This window comes from Vibrio orientalis CIP 102891 = ATCC 33934 (assembly GCF_000176235.1).
In the GTDB taxonomy this organism is placed as follows: Bacteria; Pseudomonadota; Gammaproteobacteria; order Enterobacterales; family Vibrionaceae; genus Vibrio; species Vibrio orientalis.
Window position 1 is genome coordinate 449,408 of the sequence record NZ_ACZV01000005.1, and the last position, 19,889, is coordinate 469,296.

Annotated in this window: 17 protein-coding genes and 1 riboswitch; of the genes, 5 read left to right on the forward strand and 12 right to left on the reverse strand. The window is 45.5% G+C overall.

The genetic code is table 11. The features are described 5' to 3' along the window. Positions 1-4: 4 nt before the first annotated feature. From VIA_RS12590 to torD, 5 genes are all read right to left on the reverse strand, one after another. Entirely contained in the window at positions 5-310 is a 306-nt protein-coding gene (locus tag VIA_RS12590; protein WP_004413390.1) for a putative signal transducing protein, read from the reverse strand. Beyond that, entirely contained in the window at positions 310-1,002 is a 693-nt protein-coding gene (locus VIA_RS12595; protein ID WP_004413391.1) for a TVP38/TMEM64 family protein, read from the reverse strand. Before VIA_RS12595 ends, VIA_RS12590 begins: the two co-directional genes overlap by 1 nt. A gap of 143 nt (positions 1,003-1,145) precedes the next feature. Continuing rightward, the gene (locus VIA_RS12600) at positions 1,146-1,739 is read right to left on the reverse strand and encodes a TfoX/Sxy family DNA transformation protein (protein ID WP_004413392.1); all 594 of its coding nucleotides are present in this window, start codon (positions 1,737-1,739) and stop codon (positions 1,146-1,148) included. A gap of 133 nt (positions 1,740-1,872) precedes the next feature. Continuing rightward, positions 1,873-1,960: riboswitch (cyclic di-GMP riboswitch) on the reverse strand. A 144-nt stretch (positions 1,961-2,104) separates the two neighbouring features. Next, entirely contained in the window at positions 2,105-3,112 is a 1,008-nt protein-coding gene (gene purR, locus VIA_RS12605; protein WP_004413393.1) for an HTH-type transcriptional repressor PurR, read from the reverse strand. Positions 3,113-3,322: 210 nt separating this feature from the next. Next, on the reverse strand, positions 3,323-3,970 hold the full coding sequence (gene torD / locus VIA_RS12610) for a molecular chaperone TorD (RefSeq protein WP_004413394.1): 648 nt from the start codon (positions 3,968-3,970) through the stop codon (positions 3,323-3,325). Between the two features lie 236 nt (positions 3,971-4,206). On the opposite strand from torD, the gene torR reads away from it, so the two are divergent. Further along, positions 4,207-4,920, forward strand: coding sequence for a two-component system response regulator TorR (gene torR / locus VIA_RS12615; protein WP_004413395.1), 714 nt, complete (start codon positions 4,207-4,209; stop codon positions 4,918-4,920). Positions 4,921-4,972: 52 nt separating this feature from the next. On the opposite strand, the gene elyC is transcribed toward torR, so the two are convergent. After that, on the reverse strand, positions 4,973-5,776 hold the full coding sequence (gene elyC, locus VIA_RS12620; RefSeq protein ID WP_004413396.1) for an envelope biogenesis factor ElyC: 804 nt from the start codon (positions 5,774-5,776) through the stop codon (positions 4,973-4,975). A gap of 114 nt (positions 5,777-5,890) precedes the next feature. Between elyC and cmoM the strand changes: the two genes are divergently transcribed. The 4 genes from cmoM to mukB are packed head-to-tail and all read left to right on the forward strand — an operon-like array spanning position 5,891 to position 13,182. Continuing rightward, complete coding sequence (gene cmoM / locus VIA_RS12625; protein ID WP_004417829.1) at positions 5,891-6,682, forward strand: tRNA uridine 5-oxyacetic acid(34) methyltransferase CmoM; 792 nt, start codon at positions 5,891-5,893, stop codon at positions 6,680-6,682. 2 nt (positions 6,683-6,684) lie between these two features. Continuing rightward, positions 6,685-8,022 carry a chromosome partition protein MukF gene (mukF, locus tag VIA_RS12630; RefSeq protein WP_004417831.1) on the forward strand — a complete coding sequence of 446 codons (1,338 nt, stop codon included), beginning with the start codon at positions 6,685-6,687 and terminating at the stop codon, positions 8,020-8,022. Then, on the forward strand, positions 8,003-8,728 hold the full coding sequence (gene mukE / locus VIA_RS12635; RefSeq protein WP_004413399.1) for a chromosome partition protein MukE: 726 nt from the start codon (positions 8,003-8,005) through the stop codon (positions 8,726-8,728). The genes mukF and mukE overlap by 20 nt, the downstream gene beginning before the upstream one ends. After that, positions 8,725-13,182, forward strand: coding sequence for a chromosome partition protein MukB (gene mukB, locus VIA_RS12640; RefSeq protein WP_004413400.1), 4,458 nt, complete (start codon positions 8,725-8,727; stop codon positions 13,180-13,182). Before mukE ends, mukB begins: the two co-directional genes overlap by 4 nt. Positions 13,183-13,342: 160 nt before the next feature. Here the strand turns inward: mukB and VIA_RS12645 are convergent, their stop codons facing one another. The 6 genes from VIA_RS12645 to VIA_RS12670 all read right to left on the reverse strand — a co-directional run bounded on the left by VIA_RS12645 (position 13,343) and on the right by VIA_RS12670 (position 19,629). Further along, positions 13,343-14,323 carry an alpha-L-glutamate ligase-like protein gene (locus VIA_RS12645; RefSeq protein WP_004413401.1) on the reverse strand — a complete coding sequence of 327 codons (981 nt, stop codon included), beginning with the start codon at positions 14,321-14,323 and terminating at the stop codon, positions 13,343-13,345. A gap of 2 nt (positions 14,324-14,325) precedes the next feature. Then, a complete protein-coding gene (locus VIA_RS12650; RefSeq protein WP_004417833.1) occupies positions 14,326-15,831 on the reverse strand; it encodes an inactive transglutaminase family protein in 1,506 nt (501 codons plus the stop codon). A gap of 17 nt (positions 15,832-15,848) precedes the next feature. Further along, entirely contained in the window at positions 15,849-16,592 is a 744-nt protein-coding gene (locus tag VIA_RS12655) for an ATP-dependent zinc protease family protein (protein WP_004417837.1), read from the reverse strand. A 240-nt stretch (positions 16,593-16,832) separates the two neighbouring features. Next, a complete protein-coding gene (gene cmoB / locus VIA_RS12660; protein WP_004413404.1) occupies positions 16,833-17,804 on the reverse strand; it encodes a tRNA 5-methoxyuridine(34)/uridine 5-oxyacetic acid(34) synthase CmoB in 972 nt (323 codons plus the stop codon). 92 nt (positions 17,805-17,896) lie between these two features. Continuing rightward, positions 17,897-18,634 (reverse strand): carboxy-S-adenosyl-L-methionine synthase CmoA, encoded by a 738-nt coding sequence (gene cmoA / locus VIA_RS12665; RefSeq protein WP_004413405.1) that lies wholly within the window; start codon positions 18,632-18,634, stop codon positions 17,897-17,899. A 113-nt stretch (positions 18,635-18,747) separates the two neighbouring features. After that, entirely contained in the window at positions 18,748-19,629 is an 882-nt protein-coding gene (locus VIA_RS12670; RefSeq protein ID WP_004417840.1) for a DUF72 domain-containing protein, read from the reverse strand. Positions 19,630-19,889: the final 260 nt, after the last annotated feature.

Genomic DNA, 19,889 nt, shown 5'->3' on the forward strand with positions numbered 1-19,889 from the left:
CTGATTATGGTGTGACGCTACCACACTGCCAACATGCACCAAACTGACCTTCATTCTGCTCTCCACACTGATCGCATTGCCAATCTTGCTTTTCTTGCTCAGATTGAAACTCTCTAATAATTTCAGATGCCTTCGCACTGTCACGTTGATCAAACAGCCATATGTATGGCTCGCTGCTCTCGCCAAATGGGATCTCTCCTTGTAAGCCGAAGATACCTTCTCCGCGTACCTCACAGTCGATAGATTGAGATTTAAGAAGCTCACAGATGATATGAGCTTCGGTTGGCGTTACGGCTGAAAATACCTTCATCAAACATTTCCATTCGAAGCGGATGGCTCAGTTCTAAATTTTGCCATTATCCATTTCGCGATAACCGGGAATAGACCGAGCAGAGCAAACGACGCGAGCACGGTTGGGGAGACGATACCAGAGAGAGAGTCGATCTGAGCAAGCTGAGTACCTGCGTTGAGGTATACCGCTGTACCGGGAAGCATACCGAGTTGGCTTATTAAATAGAAACGCACAGTTGCGAGAGGGGTTAGGCCCATCAGTAGGTTGATCAGAAAGAAGGGGAAGACAGGAATCAATCGCAGTGAAAACAGATAAAAAGCACCGTCACGTTCCACACCTTGGTTGATGGCATTAAGTTTGTCGCCAAACTTAGCTTGTACCCAGTCACGCAGTAAGTAACGACTGCTTAAAAAGGCAAGGGTGGCACCAATTGTACTAGCAAAAGAGACTAGGACTAGACTTGTCCAAAAACCGAATAGGGCAGCGCCAAGTAGAGTAACGACCGCTGCTCCTGGAATAGAGAAGGCCGTAATTGCAACGTACGCAATAAAATAACTCGCTGCGGCAACGACAAAATTATCGGAGATAAAAGCCGCCAATTCTGCTTGCTGCGCTTTGGCATTATCTAAGGTTAGGTACTGGCCAAAGTTCACACCTAACAAAACGATGAGTGATACAAAGATAACGCCAAGTATGAGTTTTTTATTCATGTGCTGCTCCATCAAGAATCATGGCCGATTAAAACAAAGTGTTAATAGACTAGACAGGGAAAGCAAGCAGTAAATTTCAACAAAGAAAAAAAAGTCAGCGTAATTGCTGACTTTTTATAAAGGAATAGAAATTGTGTGGTCGATTAATGACTTAATTGGCTGAGCAATTCTTCACGTCGGCTGTGAGGGATTACAGACCAATGTGTGCCGTGAATCGCGCCCTCTAAAGCCCAAAGCAACTCAACGTTAACTTCTGAAGAGTGCGAAGATTGAATGGCTTTAAATGCGTTTACAGAACCGGTTTCCTCTAGGTTCTCAACGCTATCAATCCCGGCTTTCTTTAGCATTCGTTCGGTTGCTAGCCTTAAGTTAGGCAGATCTTTTAGGCGATTAGGTTTCGCTTTTGCTTGCTTTGTCTTTTCGCTGTTAGCTGCCCTTAGAGCAGCTTGGCCAATCTCAAGCGTATTTTCCTGATTCTCAAACCAATCATCGCTGAGGGCGAAGTACTTGGTTACGACAGGGAAGCCACGTTTTTTATAAACGTAAGGTTCTAAGCTAAGAGATTTAAACTGCTTTGCAAGTACGTCATCTGCCCGAACGTGCAACTTATCATTGACGACTAATGCAAACATAGTGTCGTCGGCAAAAATACCGAAGCCACCAAACATTGAGCGAGACTTGATTAGGCCTAACGGCTCAAATAGTCGCATTGAGTCTTTTAGTATTGGTTTATCCATGCTGTGTATTCTCGGTGTATATGTATACGCCACCAATTCAGGTCCGAGAGAGTAGCAAATTTTGCAGGCATATTGTCAATCAGGTGTCATACGATTGCTAGTAATTACAATCTGACGAGTATGCATATTTACCATCGGCAACCCCGCTACCAAACAATTAACTTGTTGAAGGCCGGAGGCTTTGCGTCCCATCCTTTCGAAATGGTTTGCCCTGTTCGTGGCATAATCGAACAATAATAAGCATAAATGGATTTTGGGCTGAGAATCACGTCTCTATAGGATAAATGTGATCTTGCTTCAATAAATAGGCTCAGTTGATACACTTAGTCAATATAGTTCTATTGACTAAGTGTTTGTCAAATAAGTTATTTCTTAATGTTCTGTACGGTATTTCGTTCAACAATTTCTGGATGCATTTCAAAGATACGCTTCTCGTGCTCTTTGTCTTTTATGCGCTCTAGTAGAATCTCAAAGGCGTTTTTGCCCACGCGACGTTTTGGTTGGTGAACGGTAGTCAGCGGCGGCGAGAAATACTCTGCAAGTTCAATGTTGTCGTAACCGATAACGGACATATCTTCAGGGATGCGAATACCTTTCTGCTGAAGACGGCTCATTAAGCCAAGTGCCATGGTATCGTTGAAACAGAAGATTGCGCTTGGCTTGTTATCCATTGCTGCGATTTGGTCTGCTGCGAGTACCGCAGTATCACACTCGAAGTTACCTTCTAGAATCCAATCTTCGTTAACTGGAAGGCTTGCTTCGTTCATCGCGCGCTTAAAGCCACGGATACGCTCCTGACACGCTGCTTTTTCAAAGTGTCCACTTAGGCAGGCAATATCGGTGTGACCATGCTCAATCAGGTATTTAGTCGCTAAATAGCCACCTTCTTCTGAGTTGTCGATGATCTTATCTGCTTGAGAGCTCTCAGGACCCCAATCCATAACCACTTTTGGAATATCTTTGTGGCGATCTAGCATCTCGCTCAGTTCTTCCGTTAAGTCAGAACACATGACAAGAATGCCGTCTACACGCTTTTCAGCCAGCATACGAATATAGTCGCGTTGCTTTTCGTAGATACCACCTGTGTTACACAAGATCAGCGTGTAGCCTTGACGGTAACAATAGCTTTCAACACCATCGATAACTTCTGAGAAGAAAAGGTTTGTTGACTGAGTCACCAGCATACCGATCGTACGCGTGGTATTACACTTCAGGCTACGTGCAACAGCACTAGGTGCGTAGTTTAGTTCTGTCACTGCTTCCATTACTTTTTCTTGAGTAGCTTCAGCAACAAAGCGCGTTTTATTAATTACATGTGACACAGTTGTCGTTGATACACCAGCAAGGCGAGCAACGTCTTTAATAGTGGCCATAAGGTTCTGTCCTGTCGATGACTGCCGCGGAATTATATTCAGTTTAGAATACCGAGACAGAAAGTATCAGAAACACAAAAACCGCTCTATTTAGCGGTTTGTATTTGATTCGTTTGTTTTTATCGTTTGCGGTCACAATTTTAGACCGCAAAACTCTTAAGAGCAAACAAAAAACGCTAAAGCAACCTGCCGGAGGTCACAATGTTGTCTTTATTCGCCTAGCAGATAGCTACAGTCTAAAGCTAAGAAGGCAACAGCAAATGCGCTGATGGCAGAGTAGAAACCGAACTCATCAAATTTCTGGCATTTGTCAGAAAATTGCGGCATCCAGCTAAGCAGGTGCTGACGAATGAACTGCTCTTGGGTTGCAAAAGCTTCTTCAATCTTAGTTTCGTCCTCTGCTTCATTTGAACGAATGATCAAGTTACCCAAGAAATCGAGCTCAATCGCAATGTGATCTGCTGGTTCGTTGAGGTTTTTATCCACCGCAACGCCATGCTTAGCCATCACTTCCTCCATCTCTTTAGCTGGAGTATCGTTGAGCAGGCCTGACTTGCCGATATACATCGATGCGTATGGTAGTGCCGAGTCTTTATCTGACTTTAAGAAAAGATCACAAAAATCAGCCGCTAGCTCAAGTTGCGCATCTTCACGATCCATAAGACGGTTTAGTGCATCAGTAATACGGTCAATTGACGGCTTGAGTTGCTCATTTTCCCCCAGTCCTGTTAGAAAAGAGCGAATTTCAGGTGAATGATATTGTGCAACGTTCTCTTCTGTTAACTCTTTAGCAAAAAGGCTAGACAACCACCAGTAGATTTCGGCACGTTTTTCATTGAATGCTTTGATTTCTTGCATTAGGTGTTACTCCCCAAATAATTACCGACATTGTAACCAATAAAAATGAACAGCGGTAATTACTTATGTGACAAGATAAATGTGATTATTGGCAGATATTAATGGCTAGAGAAGTTTTGTCTTGAATCAATAAAAAATGATCTTTCTAGCTTTTAAAGTGATAAATACTAGAAATGTTACTATTTATGAATAGAATATTAGATAGAGCAAATCCCAATGTAAAATAAGTGGTGTAGATGAGTTATCACGTACTAGTTGTAGAAGATGACGCAGTTACTCGTAGTAAGCTAGTTGGCTACTTTCAAAATGAAGGTTACAACGTCAGCGAAGCAGAAAGCGGCGAGCAGATGCGCAACATGCTACAAAGTAATGCGATTGATTTAGTGATGTTAGACATTAACCTACCTGGTGAAGATGGATTAATGCTGACTCGCGAACTTCGCAGTCAATCAGACATTGGAATTATCCTGGTAACAGGACGCACGGATAGCATTGATAAGATTGTCGGTCTAGAAATGGGCGCTGATGATTATGTCACCAAACCTTTTGAACTGCGCGAGCTATTGGTTCGAGTTAAAAACTTACTGTGGCGAATTGCGGCTGCACGTAACCTTGCTGGCAATGTCGATAGCGACAAAGCGAATGAAAATATGGTTCGCTTCGGTGATTGGACGTTTGACGTTCAACGTCGCGCTTTGAGCCGTAACGGTGAGCCAGTTAAGCTAACCAAAGCTGAGTATGAGTTGCTTGTTGCACTTTCCTCGTACCCGAACCAAGTATTAAGCCGTGAGCGTATTCTAAACATGATTAGTCATCGTGTTGATGCGCCAAACGATCGTACGATTGATGTGCTCATTCGTCGTATGCGTGCAAAGATGGAGTTCGACCCTAAGAATCCGCAAATCTTTGTTACGGTGCACGGTGAAGGCTATATGTTCGCCGGTGACTAACGAGATCCAAATATAAAAATACCGAGGCATGCCTCGGTATTTTTTTTATCTGTTAAAGCGCACTGTCGGCTGCATTGAGACTTTGTTCTTCATAGTCTGACGCCCAGTCGCGCAATGATTGCCATATACGGCCCAACGTTTCATGCCAGTAGCGCTCAGTTTGCTCAAGGTACTTGCCTTTTGGTGTGTACTTTTCCCATGCTTGAGTAATGTTATTTTGTGCTAGGTAGTTGGTTGGAGCAGGGTAAGGATCCATGCCTGCTGAATGGAACTCGTTCAACGCACGTTTCATATGACTTGCGGAAGTGACGACGACCAGTTTCTTTGTGGTAACGAAAGCGGCGGCCTGTCTCGCTTCTTCCCAAGTATCTTTTGCTGTTTCCAGTAAGATAATGTCAGATTTTGAAACGCCTAGTGATAAAGCGACTTTTGCCATCATGCGGGCATTACTCACTTCTGACCCTCCAGCATAACCTGACAAGATCAATTTAGAACCAGGGTAGATGCGCATAACGCGGATACCTTCCGCTAAACGCATTAAACCAGTTCGACTTAATTCTGACGTTGGTGGAATCTTGTCATCGACAACGTGCCCACTTCCCAACACCATAACGTAGTCTATTGATTCATCGACCGGGAAAAATGCGGAGTACTGACGCTCTAAAGGCATCAATAGTCGAGAAGAAACCGGTTGGAAGGCAATTAAGAAAATGCCAATAAAAGAGAACAAAACAACAAAGCATCCTGTCTTCTGCTTACGTGTGAACATGATTAACATAAGACCCAACATACCAATGATTAACATCGCTGGTAGGGGCATTAGCAAAGAAGACACAACTTTTTTCAGCTCAAACATACTTAAATAGTCCGAAAAAACATCAATTGATTATATTTTAAGAGAAAGCCTCTTTATTCCTGCCTTTCTTGTGACAGAATAGCAGCACGATTAGACATGATAACTCAAGCTGCTGTGACTGAAGACCGCAATTTCGACGATATTGCCCACAAATTTGCAAAAAATATTTACGGCTCAGACAAAGGCGAGATACGCCAAGTCATTGTTTGGGAAGATCTTCAACAGGTACTTCATACTGTTGATGGGGCAAATAAACAACTTAATGTGCTTGATGCAGGTGGCGGATTGGCACAAATGTCTCAAAAGCTTGCTAAGCTCGGACATCATGTAGCGTTATGTGATCTATCTTCTGAAATGCTGCAATTAGCAGAGCAGGATATTGCAAATAACGGCCTGCTTGAGCAGTATCGCTTCATTCACTCACCTGTGCAATCTATTGAGAAACATCTCGATAAGCAAGTTGATGTGGTGCTTTTTCATGCAGTGATGGAGTGGTTAGCTGACCCTAAGCCCGCACTGGAAAATGTACTTGAACAGGTGAAACCGGGTGGGGTGGCATCAATTATGTTCTATAACCATCATGGATTGGTATATAAGAACGTAGTGTGTGGCAATATTCCTCATGTACTTGATGGAATGCCACATCGAAAACGATTTAAGCTGCAGCCGCAAAAGGGCTTAAAACCAGAAGAGGTCTATCAATGGATAGAAGATGCTGGTTTCACGATTTGTGGTAAATCTGGTATTCGTTGTTTCAGTGACTACATAGGCAATATGGAGTACATGGGCGACTACGAATATGAAGATGTGCTAGCGCTAGAGAAACAACTTTGTAGACAAGAGCCATACCTCTCGTTAGGCCGATACATACATGTATGGGCACAAAAGAAAGATAAGCAGGACTAACAATGAGCGAGATGACTCTAAATGCTGCTGAGCAACCCATTGATGAATTGGTTGGCTGGGTTAAGCAGAATGACTTCTCATTGAACCTCACGACAGAACGACTGGCATTTTTAATTGCGATTGCTGTTCTGAGTAACGAAAGGTTTGATGAAGAATTAGGAGAGGGCGAACTCCACGATGCGTTCACTATCGTGACTCGATTATTCGAAGAAACGGGGGATGCGTCCGCATTTCGTGCCAATAACGCGATTAACGAGATGGTTAAGCAGCGACTAATTAGCCGCTTTACCAGCGAAGTGACGGACGGTGCAAGTATCTACCGCCTATCGCCGCTTGCGATTGGTATTACTGATTACTATGTGCGTCACCGCGAGTTCTCTAAGCTAAAACTATCCATTCAGCTCTCTATGGTGGCTGATGAAATGGCAAAAGCGATTGAATCGGCTCGTCAAGGTGGTACGCCGGGTCACTGGCGTAAAAACGTCTATGGCGTCCTTAAATACTCCGTGGGTGAGATCTTCGATCAAATCGATCTGAACCAGCGTGTGATGGATGAGCAGCAGCAATCTGTGAAGATTCAGATCGCTGAGCTGCTGAATAAAGATTGGCGTGACGCGATCAACAACTGTGAATCGCTGCTATCTGAAACGTCAAACACACTTAAAGAGCTACAAGATACCTTACAAGCGGCTGGCGATGAACTTCAGACCCAGATTCTTGATATTCAAGAACTTGTGTATGGAGATGATGAGCTTGAGTTCATTGCAGAAACCTTGTTTGGTTTACAGATGAAGCTCGATCGCATCACCAGTTGGGGTCAACAAGCGATTGACCTTTGGATTGGTTACGACCGCCACGTACACAAGTTTATCCGAACTGCCATTGATATGGATAAGAACCGAGCATTCAGCTCGCGTTTACGCCAATCAGTGAAAGATTATTTCGATATGCCTTGGTATCTGACTTATGCAGATGCTGAGCGTCTCTCAGACCTTCGTGATGAAGCTTTGGTACTTCGTGATGACGAAGTGACTGGCCAAGTGCCATTAGAAGTGGAATACGAAGAGTTTCAACAGGTCAACGATGAGTTGTCTGAGCGTATTGGGGGCATGCTAAAAGTTCATAAAGAACAAGGCTCGCCAATCGACTTAGGCTTAGTGCTACGTGATTATCTTGCGCAGCATCCACAGACTCATCATTTTGATTTAGCACGAATTGTTATCGACCAAGCTGTGCGTCTCGGCTATTCAGAGTCCGACTATCAAGCGATCCAGCCAGATTGGCAAGCGATTAACGATTTTGGTGCAAAGGTACAAGCAAATGTCATCGACCGATATTAATGATTACATGTCAGATAAGCTGGCAAAAGCAATTTCAAACCCTCTGTTCCCAGCGCTAGACAGTATGCTGCGTGCAGGGCGTCATATCTCAAGTGAAGATCTCGATAACCATGCATTGCTGTCGGATTTCGAAATCGAGCTATCATCGTTTTATCAACGCTACAACACAGAGCTAGTGAAAGCGCCAGAAGGCTTCTTTTACCTACGCCCACGTTCGACCTCTTTGATTGGCCGTAGTGTGTTGTCTGAGCTTGATATGCTGGTGGGTAAGGTTCTCTGTTTCCTTTACCTAAGCCCAGAGCGTTTGGCTCATGAAGGTATCTTCACTAACCAAGAGCTGTATGAAGAGTTACTCGCGCTGGCCGATGAAAGCAAGCTGATGAAGCTAGTAACAAACCGTGCGACAGGCTCTGACTTAGATAAAGAAAAACTATTTGAAAAAGTGCGTACTTCGCTACGTCGTCTACGCCGCCTAGGTATGATCATCAATATTGGTGAAACGGGTAAATTCAGTATCAGTGAATCGGTATTCCGCTTTGGTGCTGATGTACGAGTTGGTGATGACATGCGTGAAGCGCAGCTACGCCTGATCCGTGACGGTGAAGCGGTAGTGCACACCAAAGAACCAAGCCAAGGCAGCTTACTAGAGCAGTCAACAAGCGAAGAAGAACAAGCCGAAGAAATGATAGAAGAAGGTGAAGCATGATTGAACGAGGTAAATATCAATCGCTGACCATGGTCAACTGGAACGGCTTCTTTGCACGTACATTTGATATTGATGGACTAGTAACCACGCTTTCTGGTGGTAACGGTGCGGGTAAGTCGACCACGATGGCGGCATTTATCACTGCATTAATCCCTGACCAAACGCTACTGCATTTCCGTAACACAACCGAAGCAGGTAGTAGCCAGTCATCTCGTGACAAAGGTCTTTACGGTAAGCTGCAAGCAGGCGCATGTTACGCCGCGCTTGATGTGGTTAACTCACGTAACCAACGCCTACTGTTTGCGGTTAAGCTTCAGCAAGTGGCTGGCCGTGACAAGAAAGTCGACATCAAACCGTTCGTAATCCAAGGTCTGCCAAGTCATGTAAAACCGACCGATGTGCTGATTGAAAGCGTATCGGCAACTCAAGCACGCGTTCGCCAGATTAACGAAGTGAAAGAGGCGATTGCTGAGTTTGAAGGTGTTCAATTCAAAGCATTCTCATCGGTAGTTGAATATCACTCACAAATGTTTGAATTCGGTGTCATTCCAAAGAAGCTACGTAACTCTAGTGACCGTTCTAAGTTCTACCGTCTGATCGAAGCATCGCTTTATGGTGGTATTTCAAGTGCGATTACGCGTTCACTGCGTGACTACCTATTGCCACAAAACGGCGGGGTTAAGAAAGCGTTCCAAGATATGGAATCAGCGCTGCGTGAAAACCGCATGACGCTAGAAGCGATCAAGACCACCCAAGCAGATCGCGACCTATTTAAACACTTGATTACTGAGTCAACCAACTATGTTGCAGCGGACTACATGCGTCATGCCAATGACCGTCGTAACAAGTTGGATAAGACCTTATCATTGCGCTCCGAGCTATTTGGCTCGCGTGAAACGCTGCTAGAGCAAAACAACCTGCTTAACCGCGTTCAAGAAGAGCTTGAACTATTGGTTGAGTCTGAGTCTTCGCTAGAGCAAGACTACCAAGCCGCGTCAGATCACTTACAGCTTGTGCAGAATGCTCTGCGTCAGCAAGAGAAAATCGAGCGCTACCAAGAAGATCTTGAAGAGCTGCAAGAGCGTCTTGAAGAGCAGATGATGGTCGTTGAAGAAGCGCAAGAGCGTGTTCTGATGGCTGAAGAGCAAGCCACGGTTTCTGAAGAAGAAGTGGATAGCTTGAAGACTCAGCTTGCTGACTACCAACAAGCACTTGATGTTCAGCAGACTCGCGCATTGCAATACCAACAAGCGATGCAAGCGCTAGATAAAGCCAAGCAGCTACTGGGTGACGACGGCCTAACGGCAGAGTCTGCGCAAGCTTTAGTCAACGAGCTGAAAGGGCAAGAAGCGCAAAGCACTACTGAACTACTGGCGACCAAACACAAGCTCGATATGTCTTCAGCGGCGGCTGAGCAGTTCGAAGCGGCGCTTACACTTGTTCGTTCGATTGTAGGTTCTGTTGAGCGTCAAGACGCAGCGGCTAAAGCGAAAACAGCGATTCAACAAGGTCGTGATGCTCAGCAATTAGCGCAAAATGAACAGCAGTGGCGTGCGCAGCACCGTGACGTCGAGCGTCGTCTACATAAGCAGCGTCAAACGCAAGAGTTGGTGGCTGAGTACCAAAAGCAGCATAACGCTGATTTAGTTGATGAGCTTGCGTTTGAGCAAGAACGTGAACGTCATGCGATGCAAATCGAATCTCTTGAGATGTCTCAAGAAGACCTTCGTGAGCAGCGTAGTGAACAGCGCCGTCTTGAGCAAGATGCCGCTTCTGACATCAATAAGCTTGAAGCAATTGCTCCGACTTGGATTGCCGCGAATGATGCTTTAGAAAGCTTACGCGAGCAAAGTGGTGCGGAGCTAGAAGATAGCCAGTCGGTCATGGCACACATGCAAGTGGTGCTGGAAGATGAAAAGCAGCAATCACTGGCCAAAGATAAACTCGCAGAGCGTCGTTCACAGCTAGACACTGAAATTGAGCGTTTAGCCTCACCTGGCGGTTCAAACGATCCGCGTCTAAAAGGCTTGGCTGACACACTAGGTGGCGTGCTGCTATCTGAAATTTATGACGATATCACCATTGATGATGCGCCATATTTCAGTGCGATGTACGGTCCCGCGCGTCATGCGATTGTGGTTTCTGATCTTTCAGGTATCGAAGAGAAGCTGGTTGAGCTTGATGATTGTCCAGAAGATTTGTACATCATCGAAGGCGATATTGACGCGTTCGATGACAGCTCTTTCGATGCAGAAGAACTAGAAGGCGCAGTGTGCGTTCGTATGAACGATCGTCAGATGCGTTACTCTCGTTTACCAGAGATTCCATTGTTTGGCCGTGCGGCACGTGAACAGCGCTTAGAGCTACTGCGCAACGAACGTGATGAAGTGGTAGAGCAACACGCGAAAGCGGCGTTTGATTCTCAGAAACTTCAGCGCCTATACCAAGCATTCAACAACTTTGTCGCGAAACACATTCAGGTGGCGTTTGAATCAGACCCAGAGCAAGCGCTGGTGGGTGTACGTGAAAAACGCAATCAAGCTGCGCGCCTACTGGCAGAGTTAGATGCCAAAGAGCAGCAGCAACGCAGCCAGCTTCAAGTGAGCAAACAAGCGCTATCAGCGTTGGATAAGATTGCGCCAAACATGGCGTTGATTGAAGATGATGCACTAGCCGCGCAGTTTGAAGAGCTGGAGCAAAATATCGATAAGCTGACGGAAGCGAAAGCCTTTGTTGCCAATCATGGTAAAGCGTTATCTGAGCTTGAGAAGATTGTCTCAGCGTTAGATGCTGACCCAGAGCAGTTCGATGCTCTAGAAAGTGAATACCACGCGGCTGACCAAAAACTGCAAACGCTGAAGACGCAAATCTTCGCACTGGCAGATCTCGTCGAACGTCGTCATTATTTCGCTTACTCAGATTCTGTTGATCTATTAAACCAGAGTAGCGAGCTGAGTGAACAGCTTAAAGCTAAGTTAGTAGAAGCAGAAAAAGCGCGAACACGTACTCGTGATGAACTTAAACAAGCACAAGGTCAGATGAACCAATATAACCAAGTATTGGCTTCACTTAAGAGTTCTCACCAAGCGAAGCTTGAGACAGTGCAAGAGTTCAAGCAAGAGCTACAAGAGTACGGTGTAACAGCGGATGAAGGCGCAGCAGAACGTGCACAACGTCGTCGTGACGAACTGCAAGAACGTCTTCATACTTCGCGTTCACGTAAGAGTGAATACGAGCGCACTATTACCTCAACCGAGCTAGAAATGAAGTCGCTGGCGAAGCGCTTGAAGAAAGTTCAGAAAGAGTATGTTGAGCTGCGTACCTTCGTGGTTGCCGCGAAAGCAGGCTGGTGTAGCGTACTGCGCCTAGCGCGTGAAAACGATGTTGAGCGTCGTCTGCACAAGCGTGAACTTGCCTACATGTCAGCGGATGAGCTGCGTTCAATGTCAGATAAATCGTTGGGTGCGCTGCGTCTAGCGGTTGCAGATAACGAAGACCTACGTGATGCGCTGCGCCTATCAGAAGATAACGCGCGTCCAGAGCGTAAGGTACTGTTCTACATTGCCGTTTACCAGCACCTACGTGAGCGTATTCGCCAAGATATCATTCGCACCGACGATCCTGTTGAAGCGATTGAAGAGATGGAAGTAGAGCTTGCTCGTCTAACTGAAGAGCTAACGCAGCGAGAAAACCGCTTAGCAATCAGCTCTGATTCTGTAGCAAGCATCATTAAAAAGACGATTCAGCGTGAGCAAAACCGTATTCGCATGCTTAACCAAGGTCTATCAAACATCTCGTTTGGTCAGGTGAAAGGCGTTCGTCTAAACGTGAAGATCCGTGAAAGTCACGAAGTGCTGCTTAACGGTCTTTCAACTCAACAAGAACAGCACAAAGACTTGTTTGAATCTTCTCGCTTTACCTTCTCTGAAGCAATGGCGAAGTTGTTCCAGCGTGTAAACCCACATATCGATATGGGTCAACGCTCACCGCAAGTTCTGGGTGAAGAGCTTCTGGATTACCGTAACTATCTAGAGCTAAGCGTTGAAGTTAACCGTGGCTCTGATGGTTGGCTACAAGCAGAGTCTGGTGCGCTATCAACGGGTGAGGCGATCGGTACCGGTCAGTCGATCCTACTGATGGTTGTGCAAAGCTGGGAAGAAGAGTCTCGCCGTCTACGCAGTAAAGACATTGTACCGTGTCGTCTATTGTTCCTTGATGAAGCAGCGCGTCTGGATGCGAAGTCGATTTCGACACTGTTCGAGCTCTGTGATCGTCTGGACATGCAGCTTCTTATTGCTGCACCAGAGAACATCAGCCCAGAGAAAGGGACGACCTACAAACTGGTACGTAAGGTGTTTAAAGACCACGAACATGTACACGTTGTCGGCCTGCGAGGGTTCGGTCAAGAGAAGAAACCGAAAACGGAAGCTCAGCAATTGGTTGAAGAGTTATAACCTTTAGCTAATCGAAGAAAAACGCCCGCAGTCAATGCGGGCGTTTTTGTTTGTGTCGTTGAGTTTGGGGACTCTATATCACTAACGCTAGTAAGCATGGATTAAAAAAGCCGAGGTCATGACAACCTCGGCTTTTATTTGGATGATGCCTAGCGGGGTACTAGAACTGCGCCATGCTACCAAATTGTTTAGCAGCGTAGGCAACACGCTCTTCTGGCTTTGGATATTCAGCAGGCATACCGAGGCTCTCAATGTGATGAAGCCTTGGCAATAGACCCGCACCATTGGCGATTTGAATCGCTAAGCCTGGACGTGCGTTAAGCTCTAGCACCATTGGACCTTCTTCTCTATCCAGTACCATGTCGGTACCCATATAGCCTAAACCAGTCATTTCCCATGCACTGGATGCAAGAACCAACAAGCGTTCCCAGTGAGGGACTTGTAGCGTTGATAAATCTTTGCCGGTATCAGGGTGATGAGTAATTGGTTGGTCAAACTGTACCGCACGAATGGCTTTACCTGTCGCGATATCAATACCGACGCCAACGGCACCTTGGTGAAGGTTAGCTTTACCGTCAGATGCCGCCGTAGAGCAGCGCATCATCGCCATCACAGGGTAGCCTTTAAAGACGATGATACGAACGTCAGGTACACCTTCATAACTGAAGCCTTCGAAGCAGTCATCAAACTTAATTAAGTTTTCGACGATGGCTACGTCGTTTTTTCCACCTAGCGAGAACAGTCCAGCGAGCGCGTTACTGATATGGCGCTCGACATCTTCTTTGTTGATGGTCGCGCCAGATGGTTTGGTGTATACGCCATCTTTATGCGACGTGATAACCAAGATACCTTTACCGCCACTGCCTTGAGCTGGCTTAATCACGAAACCGGGCCAGTTCTCAACCATCTTATGGATAGTTCTCACTTCTGCCTGATTACAGATCTTACCAATCAGTTCCGGTGTGGTTGCCCCGTGCTGCTGGGCGATGATTTTCGTTTTTAACTTGTCGTCAACCAATGGGTACTTTGAGCGATCATTGTATCGCCCAATGTAGCTATGGTTTCGCTGGTTCATGCCCATAATACCTTTATGGCGCAGCTTACCTGGCGAAGTAAATTGAGAGGTAAAACGTGAAAACATGTTTAGTCCTCCGCAAGTGGTTTAAAGCGACGAAGCTCAGTCAAACGGTAACCAGTGTAAGTCCCCAGTAGTAAAATACCGCCTAGAACGATTAGCTGTAGACCGATAAAGTTAAACGTTAGGTGTTGAATGTATGGGTTTGTCATCGCAAGGTAAACAAGTACCGCAGTGAGTAGCGAACCACCACCTTGAAGTACAACTTCTTTAGCGCCTTCTTCTTCCCACAGAATCGACATACGTTCAATCGTCCAAGACAAGATAATCATTGGGAAGAAGGTGATAGACAGACCTTCGGTCAAACCAATCTTAAATGCGACAACGGTAAACACAGAAATAATCATAATTACTGTGATGATTACCGCCGATATTCGCGCCACCAACAGCAGGTTGAGCTTAGACAGATAACTACGGATCACTAGACCTGTACCAACTATCAGTAAGAAACCAACAATACCGGTAACCAACTGTGTTTGTACGAATGCCACCGCGATCAGCACAGGCATGAACGTACCGGATGTCTTAAGACCGATGATGACGCGCAGGAATACAACAATAAGTGCACCAATAGGAATCAGCATGATGGTCTTAAACATCGCTTGCTCTTCCAGTGGTAGGCTGTGAATGGAGAAGTTTAATAGTCCATCTGCTTCGACTTTTTGCTGTGTTGCTTGCGATGGAGAGATGTCTTGAGCAATCATCGAGAAGTGAACTTGGCTGTTGTTACCGCCAACCACATCAAGCAGGGATACATTCGATTCGTCCCAAACTAAAATGTTTTCTTTGATCACTTGATTCGGATTATTGGCATTAAACAGCACCCAGTTGTTGCCGTCCCATACTTGGTTCATGTGCTGGATAGATTGACGGCGGCGACCATCTTCTAGCTCAATAACACCAACAACTTTGCTTGGAATTTTTGCGTAAGCCAAGATCTTATCGACCACATCCACTTTTGACATATGGTTGAGGAGAAGAGAGGCATTCTGGCTGTCACCATCGTTCAGAGACTTAATCAGTTCACGCGTAAACGTGACGTCATCCGCTGAGCGTTGGTTTGCTCGTTCAATTAAAGCGATAGCTGCGGCTTCCGCTGGACCGTCAAAAGTCGGTGGGGTTATGTCACCGCTTGGAGGGATCGGATCGACCTTGGCTTGAGGGTCAACAAGAAACTGAACTTTGTAGTAAATGGTTTGAGCACCAGCGGCTTGGCGGATAGACCATTCAGCGCGGCGGCCCGATTCTGTGTTGACGTATGAAACGCCATAACCTGGAGAAGATGAAGACTCGTTAACTAGGGTGAAGCCGCTTTGTGTATGTGGTGCTGCAAGGGATGCCTTGACGGGTTTGTCTTGCCCGTTGAACTCTACACGAGCCTCAATATCCCAAACTTGGCTGGTCTCACCTGGAGTCCAAGGAACGCCATAGTTCTGGTGACGAAACATACTTAAGACAATACCAGCAACGATAATCATAGCGACTGATATATAAAACGGGATTTTTGACGTCATAAGCTTACGCTACCTTATTATTTTTTTGGGACTTCCGTGTGGATGTATTTCTTACTTACATCAACCATTGCGATATCTCTAATGAATTCACGGCCTAAGAGCACAGGATGACTCATTTGAGAACGGTCTGCCAATGTAAATTGTGCTTTTTCATGGATTGTTCCGAGTTTAACCCATAATTCTACAACCGCTCTTCTTTCGACATCTTCGGTTGTCGATTGACGGATTTTTACGAATCGAATGATAGGGGCTTCAATCCAATTAGTGTCGTTGAGTTCTCTATCGCCATCAGACAGGTGGAACCGAACCCAGTTTTTGCCGTTTCGCTCGAACTGTTCAATGTCCACTGCATTTAATGAGGAAGTTGCCGCACCGGTATCTACACGTGCATCGAAAGTTTGCTTAATGGAGTCAATGGTCACTGACTCGACTTCGCCAAGAATAATTCCATGAGATGGGGTTTGGGCGACTGGTGCAGGCGCTGGGATGACCACAGGCTCGGGTTTTTTACGAACTTCTTCTAACGTTTCTTGCTTAAAAGTATTCAGCTGTTGTTCCAAATCATGAACCTGATCTTCAAGGCTTTCAATGTAATCAGATTGATTGCTGAGCTGTAAATTTAGGTTTTCATATTGATTGGTTAGATTTGCTTCAGAGGCTTGAATTGCCGCTAAGGTTTCTTGGTGATATTGCGTACTGTTGGTCAGTGTGCAGCCAGAAAGTACCAGCATCGCCATAATAGGGGTCAATCTTTTCAACATTGATAAACCTGAACGTAATTTAAATAAAAGATAAATAACAAGTTTAGCGTATAAAATTTGCCGTAAACAAGTGCTTGTGCGGCCTAAGCTCTCAAAAAATGAGGAATGAGTTATATACGCAAAAAATAAGGATGCATTGCATCCTTGTCATTGTATGAGGGATTAATAATAAGAGAAACGGTTTGAGACTGGGATTGAGTTAACTCTTTGTCAATTGTTCCGTTTCCCTCACATTTCTGGCTACGGTTTGGTAGCAACAAGTACTGCACGGCGTGGTGCTGGGTGCCCCTCAACAGTCTTAGACGGGTCATTAGGATCCAAATAGTCAGGCAACGAGTTATGCGTCATCCAATCAGTTGTACGTTGCTCATCGGTGGAAGTTACGTTCTCATCGACAATTCGAACATCTTCAAAGCCGACATTTTCTAACCATACCTTTAATGCACGGGCTGATGGGAAGAAGTAGACATTGCGCATTTGGGCGTAGCGATCAACAGGAACCAGCACAGAAGTTTCATCGCCTTCAATCACTAAAGTCTCTAGCACTAACTCACCACCCGAAACCAACTGGTTTTTAAGTTGAATCAAGTGATCTAATGGTGAACAGCGGTGATAAAGGACACCCATACTAAATACGGTATCGAACGCCTCAAGTTTTGGCAGCTGCTCAATACCTAGCGGCAATAGGTGCGCACGTTGGTCGCCACCCATTAACTTACGGATAGCTTCAAACTGAATCAGGAATAGGTGTGATGGGTCGATACCAACGGTTAGGCGCGCGCCTTCACCTAGCATGCGCCACATGTGGTAGCCATTGCCACAACCGACATCTAAAACACTACGGTTCTTTAGTGGAGAAATATGCGGTAGTACGCGATCCCATTTCCAGTCACTGCGCCACTCGGTGTCAATATGAATGCCGTGCACAGTATATGGACCTTTACGCCAAGGGTGGAAGGTACGCAGTAGGCTCTCTAACTTTTTCAGTTCACCAGTATGGAACGGGGTATCGTTGGTCAGCATTACCGCGTTTTTGATATCTACCTGATCTGGGTGGCCTTCAGGGATTTTATTTAGCGCCTTTAGCCAGCGGCCGAAATCACCATGTTCAGCGTTTTGCCAATCTGTAAGTTGCTGAGGCAGCACATTTAGCCAAGGCTGTAGACGAGTGTCTTGGGCAATAAGTTGGAAAAAGTTAGCAAAATTAAACATAGTTTTTCACTGAGTTGGTGGTGTAAAAGTAAATGTGCCATTCCCTACTATTGAGGATGACGTCCTAATGAGAGCGAACTGTGTCACGAAGCTTATTTTATCGCAAACATCGAGCCGAAGTTAAAACACTGGAACCAGACGTCGTAACTGCTGAAGCCTATTTCAGCAAAGCGTTCTTTATGTTCTTTCTTAGAATCTGGACGCATTACGTTTTCAATCGCACTGCGCTTTTGGCTGATTTCCAGTTCGCTGTAACCGTTGGCACGCTTGAAGTCATGGTGAAGGTCAATCAATAGCTCGTTTGAGGCTTGATCTTCAAACACGAATTTTTCCGATAGGATCAAAATCCCGCCCGGACGCAGGCCTGCGTAGATCTTTTCTAGCAACGTGTATCGATCTTCAGGTGAGAGAAATTGCAGCGTGAAGTTCAGAACAACCACAGAGGCATTATTGATGTCGATATCGCGAATGTCGGCTTCAACGACGTCAACCGGGGTATCACTGCGGTATGCATTAATGTGTAGCTTACAGCGTTCAACCATCGCAGATGAGTTATCAACCGCAATAATCTGACAGCCTTCTTGCTGAATATGACGACGCATAGAAAGCGTTGCAGCACCCAATGAACAGCCTAAGTCGTAAACATTTGAGTGTGGTTTAACAAATCGTTCAGCCAGCATGCCGATAGCAGAAATGATATTGCTATAGCCCGGAACAGAGCGTTGAATCATGTCAGGGAAGACTTCCGCAACACGTTCATCAAAGGTGAAATCCCCAATTTTATCGATTGGAGCCGAAAAAATAGTATCTGGATTGCTCTTAGGGTTCATAACTTCGTTCTCATTACTATCAAAGCATGGCGGTACAGCTTGCGCATCTGCCACAAAAAGGCGCGTATTTTATGAGAAATTCGTCGCCATGTCATGTTCTGTCAGTGAATCACTTAAAACATCTGTATTTGAGCATCGCCGCGACTGCTAGGAAACTCAGTCAAGTCAGGCAGTTCGGCATGCAATTGCAATTGGCTGTAGAGCTTAGCTGCTAACTCGGGAGCAATCAGATTGTCTGAAGTGTGGATCATCAAATAGGGCTGTTTTCCTTCGGCGACCCACTTGGGCAGCTTGGTAAGCCAGGGTGTAAAGAATGAATGGTTAAGCGCTTCTTCAGGATGGCCGATAAAACGAATCAGTGGATTATTTCCGGTTGCTATCGCATGAACGGGTACTTTGGGCTTCTTTTGCTGGGCATCTAACAGGGATTCATAGTGAGGGTGAGTCGCTGTGAGTTGTTCAGAGAACACTGGGCGACTGTCCATAATGATGCGATCAAACCCTTTTTCAATTAACCACTGATTTAAGCGTTTTTCATCGTCGCCTTTAGCGAAGAATGCTGGGTGGCGGACCTCTATACCAATTGGAAAACTGGGCGGAAACAAGGCGCAAAAGCGCGTTAACTGCTCAAGGTTTTGCGGGCCAAACGCGGCGGGCAATTGTATTGTCCACTGACCAATGCGTTCGTGGAGCGGCTCCATAATCGCCATAAAACTTTTCAATTCACTTTGACAGCCTTGCAGCATTTGCTGGTGGGTAATGTGTTGCGGCAGTTTAAATGTAAACCGAAACTCATCGTGTGTTGCTGCATGCCAGTTTTTGACTGTCGTCGCATTGGGTGTGGCGTAAAAAGTTGTGTTGCCTTCAACCGTATGGAAGACGCTGGCGTACTTTTCCAGTCTTTGACTTGGCTGAGTTCCACGGCCATAAAAACTCTGTTGCCACTGATTGTTTGACCACATCGTAAGGCCAAGGCGGATAGGATATAGGTGCATAGTAGTTATTACGGTTCACATGAATACAAGTTGCGCGAGAGTTTTGCTCAACGGGCTAATATAGGGCTATAATCATCGCCAATTTTTTTGCTATTGGTGTGCTTTTACGCCTTTGTTGGTTTAAAAAGCATCAATAGATAATAAATCGCAATAAATTGTACGCTGGGTAGTCGATTTCATCTAACTTTCAGCGTATAAATGGAACTTTGCTCTATCGATAAATGTACACCGATAGATAGTAATCAACAAATTTTAAGAGA

Bases quoted from the DNA above. Each gene is read 5' to 3' on its own strand.
- VIA_RS12590 (WP_004413390.1), bottom strand. From the start codon at position 310: ATGAAGGTATTTTCAGCCGTAACGCCAACCGAAGCTCATATCATCTGT.
- VIA_RS12595 (WP_004413391.1), bottom strand. From the start codon at position 1,002: ATGAATAAAAAACTCATACTTGGCGTTATCTTTGTATCACTCATCGTT.
- VIA_RS12600 (WP_004413392.1), bottom strand. From the start codon at position 1,739: ATGGATAAACCAATACTAAAAGACTCAATGCGACTATTTGAGCCGTTA.
- purR (WP_004413393.1), bottom strand. From the start codon at position 3,112: ATGGCCACTATTAAAGACGTTGCTCGCCTTGCTGGTGTATCAACGACA.
- torD (WP_004413394.1), bottom strand. From the start codon at position 3,970: ATGCAAGAAATCAAAGCATTCAATGAAAAACGTGCCGAAATCTACTGG.
- torR (WP_004413395.1), top strand. From the start codon at position 4,207: ATGAGTTATCACGTACTAGTTGTAGAAGATGACGCAGTTACTCGTAGT.
- elyC (WP_004413396.1), bottom strand. From the start codon at position 5,776: ATGTTTGAGCTGAAAAAAGTTGTGTCTTCTTTGCTAATGCCCCTACCA.
- mukF (WP_004417831.1), top strand. From the start codon at position 6,685: ATGAGCGAGATGACTCTAAATGCTGCTGAGCAACCCATTGATGAATTG.
- mukE (WP_004413399.1), top strand. From the start codon at position 8,003: ATGTCATCGACCGATATTAATGATTACATGTCAGATAAGCTGGCAAAA.
- mukB (WP_004413400.1), top strand. From the start codon at position 8,725: ATGATTGAACGAGGTAAATATCAATCGCTGACCATGGTCAACTGGAAC.
- VIA_RS12645 (WP_004413401.1), bottom strand. From the start codon at position 14,323: ATGTTTTCACGTTTTACCTCTCAATTTACTTCGCCAGGTAAGCTGCGC.
- VIA_RS12650 (WP_004417833.1), bottom strand. From the start codon at position 15,831: ATGACGTCAAAAATCCCGTTTTATATATCAGTCGCTATGATTATCGTT.
- VIA_RS12655 (WP_004417837.1), bottom strand. From the start codon at position 16,592: ATGTTGAAAAGATTGACCCCTATTATGGCGATGCTGGTACTTTCTGGC.
- cmoB (WP_004413404.1), bottom strand. From the start codon at position 17,804: ATGTTTAATTTTGCTAACTTTTTCCAACTTATTGCCCAAGACACTCGT.
- cmoA (WP_004413405.1), bottom strand. From the start codon at position 18,634: ATGAACCCTAAGAGCAATCCAGATACTATTTTTTCGGCTCCAATCGAT.
- VIA_RS12670 (WP_004417840.1), bottom strand. From the start codon at position 19,629: ATGCACCTATATCCTATCCGCCTTGGCCTTACGATGTGGTCAAACAAT.